At 63.5% G+C, this 12,885-nt stretch carries 13 protein-coding genes and 1 pseudogene; 4 read left to right on the top strand and 10 right to left on the bottom strand.

Annotated elements, in window-relative coordinates:
* Position 1 precedes the first annotated feature (1 nt).
* Complete coding sequence (locus tag AC07OJ_RS02995; protein WP_495093893.1) at positions 2-790, top strand: aldolase; 789 nt, start codon at positions 2-4, stop codon at positions 788-790.
* Positions 791-794: 4 nt separating this feature from the next.
* Here AC07OJ_RS02995 and AC07OJ_RS02990 read toward each other — a convergent pair whose 3' ends face one another.
* Positions 795-1,793 carry a M14 family metallopeptidase gene (locus tag AC07OJ_RS02990; protein ID WP_495093892.1) on the bottom strand — a complete coding sequence of 333 codons (999 nt, stop codon included), beginning with the start codon at positions 1,791-1,793 and terminating at the stop codon, positions 795-797.
* Positions 1,794-1,883: 90 nt separating this feature from the next.
* On the opposite strand from AC07OJ_RS02990, the pseudogene AC07OJ_RS02985 reads away from it, so the two are divergent.
* Positions 1,884-2,423 (top strand): annotated as a pseudogene (locus tag AC07OJ_RS02985) (TetR/AcrR family transcriptional regulator); the annotation flags it as partial.
* Here AC07OJ_RS02985 and AC07OJ_RS02980 read toward each other — a convergent pair.
* The 6 genes from AC07OJ_RS02980 to AC07OJ_RS02955 form a co-directional block, all read right to left on the bottom strand.
* Complete coding sequence (locus AC07OJ_RS02980; protein ID WP_495093891.1) at positions 2,379-3,377, bottom strand: DMT family transporter; 999 nt, start codon at positions 3,375-3,377, stop codon at positions 2,379-2,381. The pseudogene AC07OJ_RS02985 and the gene AC07OJ_RS02980 overlap by 45 nt on opposite strands.
* The gene (locus AC07OJ_RS02975) at positions 3,374-4,072 is read right to left on the bottom strand and encodes an ABC transporter permease (protein ID WP_201144395.1); all 699 of its coding nucleotides are present in this window, start codon (positions 4,070-4,072) and stop codon (positions 3,374-3,376) included. Before AC07OJ_RS02975 ends, AC07OJ_RS02980 begins: the two co-directional genes overlap by 4 nt.
* A 7-nt stretch (positions 4,073-4,079) precedes the next feature.
* Complete coding sequence (locus AC07OJ_RS02970; RefSeq protein WP_065905185.1) at positions 4,080-4,784, bottom strand: ABC transporter permease; 705 nt, start codon at positions 4,782-4,784, stop codon at positions 4,080-4,082.
* Positions 4,785-5,222: 438 nt separating this feature from the next.
* Positions 5,223-6,044, bottom strand: a complete 822-nt coding sequence (locus AC07OJ_RS02965; RefSeq protein WP_371920701.1) for a transporter substrate-binding domain-containing protein — start codon at positions 6,042-6,044, stop codon at positions 5,223-5,225.
* Between the two features lie 39 nt (positions 6,045-6,083).
* Entirely contained in the window at positions 6,084-8,078 is a 1,995-nt protein-coding gene (locus AC07OJ_RS02960; RefSeq protein ID WP_120448567.1) for an aminotransferase class I/II-fold pyridoxal phosphate-dependent enzyme, read from the bottom strand.
* 200 nt (positions 8,079-8,278) lie between these two features.
* Positions 8,279-9,244, bottom strand: coding sequence for an aldo/keto reductase (locus tag AC07OJ_RS02955; protein ID WP_495093890.1), 966 nt, complete (start codon positions 9,242-9,244; stop codon positions 8,279-8,281).
* A 113-nt stretch (positions 9,245-9,357) separates the two neighbouring features.
* Here AC07OJ_RS02955 and AC07OJ_RS02950 point away from each other — a divergent pair, with 113 nt between their 5' ends.
* Together AC07OJ_RS02950 and AC07OJ_RS02945 are read left to right on the top strand one after the other, a co-directional pair.
* Entirely contained in the window at positions 9,358-10,284 is a 927-nt protein-coding gene (locus tag AC07OJ_RS02950; RefSeq protein WP_120448565.1) for a LysR family transcriptional regulator, read from the top strand.
* Between the two features lie 57 nt (positions 10,285-10,341).
* On the top strand, positions 10,342-11,694 hold the full coding sequence (locus AC07OJ_RS02945) for a cation:proton antiporter (RefSeq protein WP_495093889.1): 1,353 nt from the start codon (positions 10,342-10,344) through the stop codon (positions 11,692-11,694).
* Here AC07OJ_RS02945 and AC07OJ_RS02940 read toward each other — a convergent pair.
* The 3 genes from AC07OJ_RS02940 to AC07OJ_RS02930 form a co-directional block, all read right to left on the bottom strand.
* Positions 11,685-11,819 (bottom strand): hypothetical protein, encoded by a 135-nt coding sequence (locus AC07OJ_RS02940; RefSeq protein ID WP_256595100.1) that lies wholly within the window; start codon positions 11,817-11,819, stop codon positions 11,685-11,687. The two genes, AC07OJ_RS02945 and AC07OJ_RS02940, sit on opposite strands and share 10 nt — an antisense overlap.
* 11 nt (positions 11,820-11,830) lie before the next feature.
* Positions 11,831-12,043, bottom strand: coding sequence for a hypothetical protein (locus tag AC07OJ_RS02935; protein ID WP_065905176.1), 213 nt, complete (start codon positions 12,041-12,043; stop codon positions 11,831-11,833).
* A 72-nt stretch (positions 12,044-12,115) separates the two neighbouring features.
* Positions 12,116-12,661 carry a hypothetical protein gene (locus AC07OJ_RS02930; protein ID WP_065905174.1) on the bottom strand — a complete coding sequence of 182 codons (546 nt, stop codon included), beginning with the start codon at positions 12,659-12,661 and terminating at the stop codon, positions 12,116-12,118.
* Positions 12,662-12,885 lie beyond the last annotated feature (224 nt).

Here is a 12,885-nt window from a genome sequence, read left to right as displayed (position 1 = left end):
CATGGCACATACCTTTACGCCCTCCTCCCTGGGCCCGCGCGCCGGGCGCTTCAACCTCGACAGCGTGGCTGCCATCGACGCGCGGGTGGAGTTGGCCGCGTGCCTGCAACTGGCGGCGCTGCACGGTATGGAAGAAGGTATCTGCAATCACTTTTCAGCGACGGTTCCGGGGCATGACGAGCTGTTCTTCGTCAACCCGTTCGGCTACGCCTTCGAAGAGATCACCGCGTCCCATCTGCTGGTGTGCGATTTCGCCGGCAATGTGATCGATGGCGAGGGCGCGCCGGAAGCGACGGCCTTCTACATCCATGCGCAATTGCACCAGCAGCAGCCGCGCATCAAGGCCGCGTTCCACACGCACATGCCCAATGCCACTGCATTGTGCCTGTTGCAAGGCCCGCCGCTGTTGTGGCTGGGGCAGACCGCGCTGAAGTTCTATGGACGCACAGCGGTCGACGCGCACTACAACGGCCTGGCCCTGGACCACCGCGAGGGTCAACGCATCGCGGCGGCGCTGGGCGATGCCGATATCCTCTTCCTGAAAAACCACGGGGTGATGGTGGTCGCGCCGACGATCGCCGAAGCCTGGGATGACATCTACTACCTGGAGCGTGCCGCCGAAGTACAGCTCAAGGCCATGGCCAGTGGTCAACCGCTGAAGCCGATTGACCCCCAGGTGGCGCAGATGGCGTATGCGCAGATGCGCGAGGGCGATCCGGCGAGCGCGCGGGCGCACCTGGACAGTGCCATGCGCCGCCTGAAACGGCGCGGCTCGCACTTCGACCTCTGATCGCTTACGGGTCCAGCACGCCGCCGCTGTAGCTGTCGGACAAGCGCGTGCCGGTGAATTTGGCCACCACCGAGCCCTGGGCGACCAGGCGCTCACGGTGGCCGGTGACCATGCGTCCGCGCTGCGCCGCGTGCAGGGGCACTTCGGAGCCAGGGTCGCCGGGACGCCCGATGATCCGTGCGAAGCGCTCGCCCTCTTCGACCCAATCGCCGAGGTATTTTTCAAACACCAGCACACCGGTACGTGGCGCGAGGATCGTCTCCATGCAGCCCATGTCCACCACCTCGCCCCGCCATTCGCCGATGGTCGCGACCGCATCGATCACGCCGCTGATGCACAGCCAGTTCCATAAGGCGTCGGCGTCCTGGCGCGCCAAGGCATCGCTGACATCGGCCTGCCCGCGCAACTCGAGGGTGGCGGCCAACTGCGGCGCGGCGTGGTTGATGATGGTTTCTTCGAAAGAGCCGTCGCCACCGTCATCCCAGACGATCACCACGTCCACTTGCAACGCCGCCGCCAGCGCCAGGCCCTGTTCCGGCCAGAAGCTGCGGTGGATGTAGAGGTACGGCAAGGCTTCATCGTCGGTGTGCAGGTCCAGCACCAGGTCGGCGTCGGCGGCCAGTTGCACCAGGCTTTTCTGCCACTGCGCGAGGTTGCTGGCCGGGCGCTGCATGGCCAGCGAATGGTCGAAGGCGCGGTTGAAGTTCTGCCCGGTGGCCTCATGAAAACGCCCGAGTAATTTGCCTTGGCGAAACTGGCCGATGCCGAACGGGTTGGCCTGCGGCACCACTGTCACGCAGCCCCTGAGAAGGCCTTGGTCCTGACACGCCTGCAAGCGCGGCAACAACTGGTGCAGCACCAGCATCCCGGCGATTTCGTCGGCGTGCACGCCGGCCTGCAGATGCACCCGGGGGCCACTGCCGTCGCCTTCAAAGCGCCAGGCGCCGATGTGCAGCAGGTTGCCGGCATCACCGGGCACCTGCCACGAAAGGTCTTTTGCCATGCCTTGCCCTCCTCTGATCAATTAACCGCTAGAGATTGAACACATGTTCAACTAACCTGAGCCTTCTGGTCTTTCCTCAAGGGCATTGCCGTGACCACACCCCCTGCAAAACTGCGCCGTGCCGACCCTGACGAACGCCGCGACCTGCTGATTGCCGCCACCCTCACCTGCCTTGCCCGCGACGGCCACGCCGGAATTTCGGTGCGCCGGATTGCCGCCGAGGCCGGCGTGTCGGTGGGCTTGCTCAACCACCACTTCGGTAGCATTGACGCGCTGATCGCCGAGACCTACCACAAGCTGGCCAATGAGTTGACCAGCGCGCTGTGGGCACAGGTCGAGCGGGTCGAAGGCGCCGCCGCGCGCCTGGATGCGTTCCTCAGCGCGTCGTTTTCGCCGCGGGTCATGGACCCCGACCTGCTCGGCGTGTGGGTGGTGTTCTGGAGCCTGATCCGTCACTCGCCCCACGTGAACCAGTCCCACGAAAACAGCTACCGCGCCTACCTGGGACTGATCCAGCAACTGCTCGACGACCTGGCCCGCAGCGAGCAGCTGGTGATCCACGACAGCCACCTCGCCGCCATCGGCCTATCGGCGATGCTCGACGGACTCTGGCTCGAGGGGTGCCTCAACCCCGGCACCTTCAGCCCCGCCAACGGGCTGCACATCTGCCGCTGCTGGGTACAGGGGTTGCGTCACGGAGCATTCGGCGCCGACCACGTCCCGTGACACCGGGTGCCGTGCACTGAGCATGGCCAGGGTGCCGCTGACGGCGATCAACACTGCGCCGATGATTAGCGAGATATCCATCGACGTGCCCCAGATCAGGCTCGACAACAGGAACGCCCAGATCAGCCCGGTGTATTCGAACGGTGCGAGCAGCGTCGCGGTGGCGCGGCGGAAGCTGGCAAACAGCAGGAACTGGCCAATACCGCCGACCAGCCCCGCCGCCAACATGCCCAGCCACGACGGCAACGGCGCGGGCGTGTGGGTCCAGGGCAAGGTCACGGCCATGCATACCACAAACACCACATTGGTGATCAGCATCTGCTCCAGCACCGAGGTGGTCGGGTCGACCTGGCGCAGCTGGATATAGGTGAACGCCCAGCACAGCGCGGCCGCCAGGGTCAGCGCGATCGGCACCGGGTCGAGCATGTTGCTCGGACGACAGGCAATCACCACGCCGACAAAGCCGATCAGCAGCGAGATCCACTGGCCACGGCTGGCGCGCTCCTTGAGGATCAACGCCGCGAGCAACGTGACCATGATCGGCGCGGAGAAATACAACGTGGTCATTTCCGCCAGGGTCAGGTCCTTGGCGCCGGTGTAATACAGCAGCCAGGCGAGCAACGACAACAGCCCGCGGATGATCAGCAGCCGGCGGCTCACCGAAGTCCACGCCCGGCGCAACAAGCCCATGCGCCCGGCGACCACGCACGCCGCGACCACCACCAGGCTGCGCCAGAACAGAATGGTGAACACCGAATAATCGGCCACCAGCCATTTGATCACCGCGTCCTGCAGCGCCAGGAACGCATAGGCCAGTGAGCACAGGGCAATCCCCTGCAGCGAGCGATCCGGGCTCATCCGACTGACCTGCGCAGCGGCGTGCCACGGCGTTCGGCGATGGCATAGACGCCTTCGATGAGGAAGGTCAGGCACAGGTAAACCCCGGCCACCAACAGCAACGGCTGATAGATCTGCAAGGTCTGCGCACGCACCACGTTGGCCGCGCCGAGCAGGTCGACCACGGCGATGGTCGAGGCCAGCGCTGTGGACTTGAGCAGCATCACCGTTTCCCCGGCCAGGGTCGGCAGCAACAGGCGCATCGCGCGTGGCAGGCGCACCCGCAACAGGGCCTGGCGCGGGGTCATGCCGAAGGCCGAGGCGGCTTCCATCTCGCCCTTGGGCACCGCCAGCAGGCCGCCGCGAATCACCTCACCCACATAGGCCCCCACTGACAGCACCAGGGCGAACACGATGTACCAATAGCCGTCGCGCAAGAACGGCCAGAGAAAGCTGCCCCGGATCATCGGAAACTGCGCGAACAAGCTGCCCAGCCCGTAGTAGAAAATGTAGATCTGGATCAGCAGCGGCGTGCCGCGCAACACACTGGTGTAGGCCAATGCGGCACGTGCCAGCCATTTGCGCCGCGACAGGCGGGCCAACGCCACCCCCACCGCCAGGGCAAAGCCCAGCAGCGCGGAAATGACCAGCAGCGACAAGGTCGTCTGCAGGCCCTTGGCGATCAGTGCGGCGTAATAACTTATCCATTCAGGCATGGGCGGCTCACTCGACAACCGGCATCCAGCGACGAATACGTCGCTCCAGGCGCCCGGACAGGTAGTTGGAAGCCAGCGTCACCAGGTAATACAAGGCGGCGGCCGCGAGGTAGAACAACAGGTATTGCCGGGTCGAACCGGCTGCCTGCTTGGCGGTGTAGAGCAATTCGTTGGTGCCGACCACGCTGATCAAGGCGCTGTCCTTGATCAGGTTGATCCACAGGTTGGACATGCCGGCCAAGGCGTACGGCGCCATGATCGGCAAGGTCACCCGGCGAAACAGGCCAAACCCGCTCAAGCCAAAGGCCCGCGCCGCTTCGATCTGGCCATGGGGAATCGCCAGGATCGCCGCGCGAAAGATCTCCGACGCGTAGGCGCCCTGCACCAGCCCCAGCACCAGGATCGCCACCAGCGGACCGCTGATGTTCACCTGCGCAAACCCCAGCCACAGCATCAGCGCGTTCAGGCCCATGGACCCGGCGTAATACAGCAACAGGATCAGCAGCAGTTCCGGCACCGCACGAAACAGTGTGGTGTAGCCGCGCATCAGCAAGGCAATCGGCCGGGGTGCACTGAGCTTGGCGCAGGCCACCACCAGGCCGATCAACAGCCCTACCGCAAACGCGCCGGCGGAGATCTGCAGGGTCATCCACAAGCCCTTGAGCAGTGCATTGCCCCAGCCTTGATCGCTGAAGCTCAGGAGATCGAACATCGGCTTACTCCACGATTAACGAGGGTTGTGTGATTGCCCTGGGGTGATGTGTGCTTGTGGCATGGGGGCTTGTCCATTGGCTTTGGTTTTCTTGTGGATTGAGAGCTTATCCAGAGGCCTTGGTTTTTCCTGTGGAGTGAGGGCTTATCCAGTGGCATTGGTTTTTCCTGTGGAGTGAGGGCTTATCCAGTGGCATTGGTTTTCCTGTGGAGGGAGAACTGATCCAGTGGCCTTGGTTTTCCTGTGGTGAGGGGGCTTGTCCCCCGTTGGGCTGCGTAGCGGCCCCAAGAAAAGCGGGAGCGCTGCGCACTCCAACGGGGGGCAAGCCCCCTCACCACAACAGCCCCCTCACCACAAAAACCACAAAAGCCCCCTCACCACAAAAGCCCCCTCAACACCAAAACCACAACAGCCTCCTAGCCTCCCACTTCTCCAAACCTATTGCGCATACGGGCTCTCACACACCTTGCTGACATACGCCGGCGTGTCGGTGCGTTTGCACGGGCTGACCGACAGGCCAAAGTAATGCTGGGACAGGTCGTCATAGTCCTTGCTCACCAGCAGTTCGCCGATGGCCTTGTCCAGGCGCGCCTTGAGCTCGGTGTCTTCCTTGCGCAGCCCCGCGCCGACGCCCCGGCCGATGATCGGGTCGTACGGCACACTGGCGATATGCGCCAGGCCGCTGGCTTCCGGGGTCTTGACCATCATGGCGATGGCAGTGTCGTCGGCCATCATGTAGTCGATGCGCCCGGCGATCAGGTCGGCGTTGGCCGATTCCTGGGTGTCGTAGTACTTGAGGTCAGCGATATTTTCGTAGTACTTCTTCAGGTAATTGGCGCTGACCGTGGAGATCTGCACGCCAATCAACTTGCCCTTGAGGCCCGCCGGGGAAATCTCCACTTCACTGCCCTTGGGCCCCGCCACGCCCAGCAACGAGTCGTAGTAGGCGCGGCTGAAGGCGATCTGTTTTTCGCGCTCGTCAGTGACCGACATCGACGAGAAAATCACGTCGATCTTCTTCGCCAGCAGCGACGGGATAATCCCATCCCACGCCACTTCCTTGATCTGACACTCGGCTTTCATGCCCTCGCACAGCTTGTGGATCAGGTCCACTTCAAAGCCGGACCACTGGCCGTTGCCGCCTTTCACCGTGAACGGCGGATAAGGTTCGGCCGCAACGGCAAACACGATAGGTTTCTCGGCCGCCAGCGTAAAACCTGCGGCCAACATCAATACTGCTCCGCCCAACCAGCTTGCCATGGGTTTGAATGTCATGATTTGCCCCGTCTTTTTATGGAGTTAGCGAGTTTGATGCGCGTTGACGAACTGTCGGCAACGTTCACTGCGTGGATCGATGAACACCGAGTCCGGCGAGCCGGTTTCCTCGATCATGCCTTGGTGCAGAAAAGCCACTTTTGAAGACACATCCCGGGCGAAGGCCATCTCGTGGGTGACCAGGATCATGGTGCGGCCTTCTTCGGCCAGGGAGCGGATCACCCGCAGCACTTCACCCACCAGTTCCGGATCGAGGGCCGAGGTGGGTTCGTCGAACAGCATGACTTTGGGACGCATGGCCAGCGCGCGGGCGATTGCCACCCGCTGTTGCTGGCCACCGGAAAGGAACGCCGGGTACTCGTTGCGCTTGGCGGCCAGGCCGACGCGGTCGAGCAAGGCTTCGGCGCGCTCGATGGCTTCGGCGCGGCTTTCGCGCAGCACCTGGGTGGGCGCCTCGATAAGGTTTTCCAGCACCGTGCGGTGGGGCCACAGGTTGAAGTTCTGGAACACCATGCCCAGGGTCGAGCGGATGCGCACCAGTTGCCTGGCGTCCGCCACCAGCGGCGCGCCGGGGCGGCCGTAGTTCAACTTGATGCTTTCGCCATCCACGTGAATGCTGCCCTGGTCCGGCACCTCGAGCATATTGATGCAGCGCAGCAAGGTGCTTTTGCCCGAACCACTCGCGCCAATCAGCGAAATCACGTCGCCTTCGTGGGCCGTGAGGGAAATGCCCTTGAGCACTTCGATATTGCCGAAGCGCTTATGCAGGTCGATCACTTCGATCATCTTCTTCGCCTGTACCGGCGGCGCCACTTCGACAATGGGCGCCGGCGCGGTACGCGGCTCACCCGCGAGCCGCGTGACAAACGCGGCGATGCGCCGGCAGGCGTCGGCGAGGCGCTCTTCACTCAAGGTAAAGGACAACCGCACGAACCCCTGGGCCGGCTCGCCGAATGCCGCCGCGTCCAGCACCGACACACCCGCTTCACGCAACAGCCGCCAGGCAAAGTCCAGCGAGCCCAGGCCGGTGCCGCGCACATCCACCAGCACAAACATGCCCGCCTGTGGCGCCCGCACCTGGATCCCGGGGCAAGCGCTCAGGCCACTCACCACCAGGTCGCGACGGCGCCGGTAAATCTCGCGCATGCCCGCAGTGACCTCATCGTGGGCGAGCACCGCCGCCGTGGCGGCTTCCATCACAAACCCCGGCAGCCCGTAGAGCATGCTCAGCACCAGGGTTTCGGCGTGCACGATCAACGCGGGCGCGGCCACCAGCCAGCCAATGCGCCAGCCGGTCATGGCGTGGGACTTCGACAGACTGCCGATCACCACGCAGCGCTCGGCCATGCCCGGCAGTGCGGCCAGGCTGTGGTATTCGCCATCGAATACGAGGCTTTCGTAGACTTCATCCACCACCACCCACAGGTCATGGGCGATGGCCAACGCGGCGATGGCCTGCAGCTCCTCGGCATTGAGGACCACGCCGGTGGGGTTGTTCGGGTTGGAGAAGAAGATCGCGCGGGTGCGCGGCGTGATTGCGGCGGCAAGCAGCTGTGCGTCGAGGCGAAAGCCGGAGGCCGGCGAGCACGGCACGCGCACCAGCGTCGCGCCGCTGGCCTTGAGGGTGGCTTCGTAGGTGACATACATCGGGTCGAGCACCAGCACTTCATCGCCGGCCTGCAACAGGCACAGCGAAGCGACGAACAAGGCATTCTGCGCACCGGCCACGGTAATCACGTTTTCCGCGTTCAAGGGTCGCGCCAGGGTCTGGCTGTAGCGCGCGGCAATCGCCTCGCGCAGTGCCGGCCGGCCAGGGATTTCGGTGTAGTGAGTGTCGCCCTCGCGCAGGGCGTCGACGGCGGCGTCAGTGATGAAGGCTGGCGTGGCGAAATCCGGATCGCCCACGCTGAGGATGATGATGTCTTCGCCCTGGCTGGCGGCTTGGAAGGCGGCGTGGTGAATGTCCCAGGCCGCTACACCCTGGCCCGCAATTCGCTCAACAAAAGGGGAAAACCGCATGCCAGAGCCTCTCGTTCAAGAAGAAACAGCGCGAACCCGTCTGCGTGCAAACGGGTGGATGCGGTCAACATAGTTGAAACTGAACAGTCGTTCAATGGATAGATTCAGGGCGATGTCGTTTATCGTGCGAACAGGTCGCGAATGCCAATCCTGCACCGAGCAAGGCTCGGAGTCTGGCCGCCGACATCGCTGGCGCAGGGCTACAACGGCGCGCCGAGCGGGTCTTTTATCGTGCTGGCGAGGATACGGTCGATATTCGTCAGGTCTTCAGGGGTCAGTTGCCAGCCAAACGCTTCTTCGAAGCCGCGCAATTGCTCGGGACGCCGGGCTCCCCACAGCGCGATGGTCGGGCCTTGGTCGAGCACCCAACGCAAGGCCAGGGCCAGCACCGATTTGCCGTGGCGCTCGCGCGCATAGATACCCAGCGCGGCCACCGTTTCCAGGTATTGCTCGAAACGCGGCGCCTTGAATGTCGGGTCGAGCGTGCGCACAGCGTCCCCGGCGAAAGGGGGCTGCGCATGCAGGTTGCCGCTGAGCAAGCCGCGGCACAGCGGCCCGTAGGCCAGCACCACCAGGCCATGCTGCCTGGCATACGGCAGGATAGCGCTGTCGATGCTGCGTTCGAACCGGTTGTACGGCGGTTGCACGGTGGCCGCCGCAGTGTGCTGGCTGAAACTATCCCTGTGCGTGGAGGCATAGTTGCTCACCCCGACGGCAAGGATCTTGCCCTCGCGGCGCAGACGCTCCAACTCATCGGCGGTTTCTTCCTGGGCCACCGGCGAGTCGGGCCAGTGGATCTGGTACAGATCGATGTAGTCGGTGTCCAGGCGCACCAGCGAGTCTTCGAGCGCTTTGCGGATGCGCCGGGCCGTGGCGTTGCGCCTTGGCGGGCCGTCATCCCAATGCAGCCCGGCCTGGGTCGCGATCACGGCGCTGTGGCGCACGCCGCGCAGGGCCCTGCCGATCATCTGTTCGGATAAACCAAAGCCATACACCGGCGCGGTGTCGATCAGGTTGATTCCGAGTGCCAACGCATGCCGAAGGGTTCGGGTCGCCTGTTCGTTGTCGGCGCCGCCCCACAGGTGACCGCCCATCGACCAGGTGCCGAGGGCTATTCGCGAGACCGGTGTATCGATACCGGCGATGCGGATGGTCTCAACGTACATGAAATAAAACCCCTGACCGTCAACATGCTTAGAAAAGCAATTACTCTAGGTCATCCCAGGTTGAATAGGGCTCAACGCCGCATTCAACCAAAGCCCCACTAAAGAGACTTGAAATGGCTGCCTTCAACCGTTCCGAATTGGCCGATCTCAACGTGTTCATGGCAATCATCCGCCGCCGCAGCTTTCGCCATGCCGCGCATGAACTCGGCGTGACCACCTCCGCGCTGAGCCACACCATGCGCAACCTGGAAACCCGCCTGGGCGTGAAGCTGCTGTACCGCACCAGCCGCGCCGTGGAACCCACCGACGCCGGCACCCTGCTGGCGGAAAAACTCAGCGTGGGGTTTGCCACGATCCAGGACGGCCTCGACACCCTGGAGCTGTACCGCGAAGCCCCCATCGGCCGGCTGCGCCTCAACGTGCCACGCGATGCCGCGGTATTGCTGCTGGCGCCGATTCTCGGGGACTTCTGCGCCGCCTACCCGCAGCTGCGCCTGGACCTGATCGTGCAGGACCAGATGATCGACATCGTCGCCGAGGGCTACGACGCCGGCATCCGCTACGGCGCCACCGTGCCCCAGGACATGGTCGCCGTGCCGCTGACGGGCGCGTTGCGCTGGATCACCGTCGCCTCCCCCGCCTACCTCGCCCGGCGTGGCACGCCACAGCAACCCAAGGATCTGCTAGAGCACGCGTGCATCCGCATGTACCTGGGCGACAAGACGCCCTACAAATGGGAGTTGGGTAATGGCCCGCGCCAGCAGCGCATCGACGTGCCAGGCCATTTCAGCGCGGCGGATACCGAAACCATCGTGCATGCCGCCCTGCAAGGCGTCGGCATTGCCTACTGCCTGGCCAACCGCGTGCAACAGGAACTGGCGGACGGCCGCTTGGTGGACGTCATGCCGGACTGGGCCTGCGTGGGCGAGCCGCTGTGCATGTACTATCCGAGCCGCCGGCAATCGCAGCCAGGACTGCGCCAATTGATGGACATGATCCGCCTGAAAACCATCGGTTCGCAGTTGATGGAATCACATTGAACCTGCGCCGGACCGTCACTCTCAAACCTGGATAGACCACGGCCCGGTAACTGCTCGATGACTTTTATTCTATGGATGGCCGTCCTCGGCGCCGTATTGCTCACCCTCGCCCTCACCTCCTCTTACCTGCGCTGGATGCCGGTGACCGCCTCGGCCGTGTGCCTGCTGCTGGGCGTCGGCATCGGCCCGCTGGGGATGGACTTGTTGCACCTGGATATCCAGCACTCTGCACGCTGGATGGAGCACCTCACCGAGGTCGCGGTGCTGTTTTCGCTGTTTGTCAGCGGCCTCAAGCTGCGCCTGCCGCTGCGCCATCGCACCTGGCGGATTGCGTTCGGCATGGCCGGCCCGGTGATGCTGTTGAGCATCCTCGGCATCTGCCTGGCGTTGCACTACCTGTTTGAACTGTCGTGGGGGGTATCGCTGTTGGTGGGGGCCATCCTCGCGCCGACCGACCCGGTGCTGGCGGGCCTGGTGCAGGTCAATAACGCCCAGGACTACGACGCGCTGCGTTTCGGCCTGTCCGGCGAGGCCGGGCTCAACGACGGCACGGCGTTCCCGTTCGTGATTTTCGCCCTGGTGTTCATGCAGCACGGCGGCTTCGACGGTGACTGGCTGGGCGGCTGGGTGCTGAAGAACCTGCTGTGGGCGGTGCCGGCCGGGCTGTTGATCGGCTATTGGATGGGGCGCGGCATTGGCCGCGTGACGCTGTGGCTGCGCATCACCAACAGCGACAGCACGCTGTCGCCGAATGACTACCTGACCCTCGCCCTCATCGCCCTGGCCTATGTGGCGGCCGAGGCCGTTGGCGGTTACGGCTTCCTGTCGGTGTTCGCCGCCGGATTGGGGCTGCGCCAGGCCGAATTCCGCTCAACCGGCCATTCGCAGACGCCGTCGGAACACCTGGCATTGCCGGTAGTGGGGCATCTGGAAGTGGAGCCGGAACGCGCACTGCAAGGCGACACCAGCGGGCTGGAAGATAGCCAGATTGCCGCCGGCGTGATGATGGGCGACATGCTCTCGTTCGGCAGCCTGGTGGAGCGTTCGATGGAGGTGTTCCTGGTGACGGTGCTGGGGATTGTGCTGATCAGCCATTGGGATTGGCGCGCACTGCCGTTGGCGGCGTTGCTGTTCTGTGTGATTCGCCCGCTGAGCGTCTTCGCCATCCCGTGGGGCAGCCTGATCGATCGCCAGCAACGCGGCTTGATGGGCTGGTTTGGGATCCGTGGGATCGGCAGCATTTACTACCTGTTCTACGCGCTCAACCACGGCTTGATCGGGACCAGCAGCGCGGTGGCGGTGAACCTGACGCTGTCAGTGATCGCCTTGAGCATCGTCGTTCATGGCCTCAGTACCCAGCCGATGCTGGCGTGGTATGAACGACGTGCCAAGGGCAAGGCTCAGTCCTGATTTTCGGTGTTGCCGACATCCGCGGCTTCATCCAGGTCATTGAGCGGCACTTCTGCATCATCCATCAACGAACCCGGGTCTTCATTGCCGGGGTCGTTGAGTTCTTCTTCCAGTTCTTTGGACATGACCGTCTCCTCTAACCACCTTGGGTGTCGATATCGGCATCGGTTTCAGGCTTGACCTCGGGCTCAGGCTTGAAGTCTGGACTGTAGTCGTTTTCCTTGGCCTTGGGATCACTGGCAGGCTTCGGATCTTTGGGCGCATCGGCCGCCGTACCTGGCGCCGGCTCGCCGCCGTCGATCGCCGGGTCGTTGCGGTTGCTGGTTTGCGGATCGTTGTCTGTGCTCATGGGTCACCTCGTTTAAAAAACGCAGACTGCGTAAAGATAAGGTCCCGCGCGGGTAGCCGAAGTTCAACTTGCTTAAGAGCCAGGATTGTCCACCTGGATGTAAAACGCGTACGCCCCCAGCAACACCCAGAACACCATGAACAACCACGGGGCGCGCATCGAGAACAGCAGCGACTTGCGATAGCCCTTGTGGGACGACTCCATCTCGGAAAACAGCGGCGACTCGTCATAGGCCATGCCCATCACCGGTTCGCTGCGCAGCAATTCGCTCTGCTTGTAGTGCCAATGGTCGATGATTTCGTAAGCGGCGCGAATGCCTGGCCAGGCGTTGAGGGAACTGAGGATCCCCAGCGCGGCCAGGAATACCGGCACGACCACGGTGAACAACTTGCCCCATTCCGGATTGAGGTTGCCCATACCGGAGACGAACGCAATCACCAGGAACGACTGCGCGGTGAGGTATGCGTCGGTGCGGTTGGCGAGAATGGTGGTTTCGTACTGGATTTCGCGCCGGTAGAAGTCCAGGCGGTCCTTGGGCGAACCGAAGATCTTGGCGTTGTGTTCGCTGTGATCGGTCAGGTTCGATTCCGGGGTGTCGGGTGAGATGATTCTGGGCACGTCCGTGCTCCGTGCTGGTGTGAGACCTGTTAGAAGAATCGGCAGGGGGCGAAGTTCAAGTTTGTTCACGCACCAGCGTGGTGCGCGCCCTGCCCCTTTGTGGCATTCCATCCGAGCCAGGACACGCAAGCTTCCTGCCGTGAGCAGGCTTGCCATCGTCAGCGGCTACCCGCCAACGGATAAATACCCCGCGTACACCCAATCCGGCACAGGCATTGCTTTAT

The sequence above is a fragment of the Pseudomonas sp. GW821-FHT09C08 genome, assembly GCF_059418125.1.
The sequence above is the reverse complement of the archived record's forward strand: the minus strand, read 5'-3'. Positions and strand labels throughout refer to the sequence as shown.

Bases quoted from the DNA above. Each gene is read 5' to 3' on its own strand.
- AC07OJ_RS02960 (WP_120448567.1), bottom strand. From the start codon at position 8,078: ATGCGGTTTTCCCCTTTTGTTGAGCGAATTGCGGGCCAGGGTGTAGCG.
- AC07OJ_RS02980 (WP_495093891.1), bottom strand. From the start codon at position 3,377: ATGAGCCCGGATCGCTCGCTGCAGGGGATTGCCCTGTGCTCACTGGCC.
- AC07OJ_RS02935 (WP_065905176.1), bottom strand. From the start codon at position 12,043: ATGAGCACAGACAACGATCCGCAAACCAGCAACCGCAACGACCCGGCG.
- AC07OJ_RS02975 (WP_201144395.1), bottom strand. From the start codon at position 4,072: ATGCCTGAATGGATAAGTTATTACGCCGCACTGATCGCCAAGGGCCTG.
- AC07OJ_RS02970 (WP_065905185.1), bottom strand. From the start codon at position 4,784: ATGTTCGATCTCCTGAGCTTCAGCGATCAAGGCTGGGGCAATGCACTG.
- AC07OJ_RS02955 (WP_495093890.1), bottom strand. From the start codon at position 9,244: ATGTACGTTGAGACCATCCGCATCGCCGGTATCGATACACCGGTCTCG.
- AC07OJ_RS02965 (WP_371920701.1), bottom strand. From the start codon at position 6,044: ATGGCAAGCTGGTTGGGCGGAGCAGTATTGATGTTGGCCGCAGGTTTT.
- AC07OJ_RS02940 (WP_256595100.1), bottom strand. From the start codon at position 11,819: ATGTCCAAAGAACTGGAAGAAGAACTCAACGACCCCGGCAATGAAGAC.
- AC07OJ_RS02945 (WP_495093889.1), top strand. From the start codon at position 10,342: ATGACTTTTATTCTATGGATGGCCGTCCTCGGCGCCGTATTGCTCACC.
- AC07OJ_RS02995 (WP_495093893.1), top strand. From the start codon at position 2: ATGGCACATACCTTTACGCCCTCCTCCCTGGGCCCGCGCGCCGGGCGC.
- AC07OJ_RS02950 (WP_120448565.1), top strand. From the start codon at position 9,358: ATGGCTGCCTTCAACCGTTCCGAATTGGCCGATCTCAACGTGTTCATG.
- AC07OJ_RS02990 (WP_495093892.1), bottom strand. From the start codon at position 1,793: ATGGCAAAAGACCTTTCGTGGCAGGTGCCCGGTGATGCCGGCAACCTG.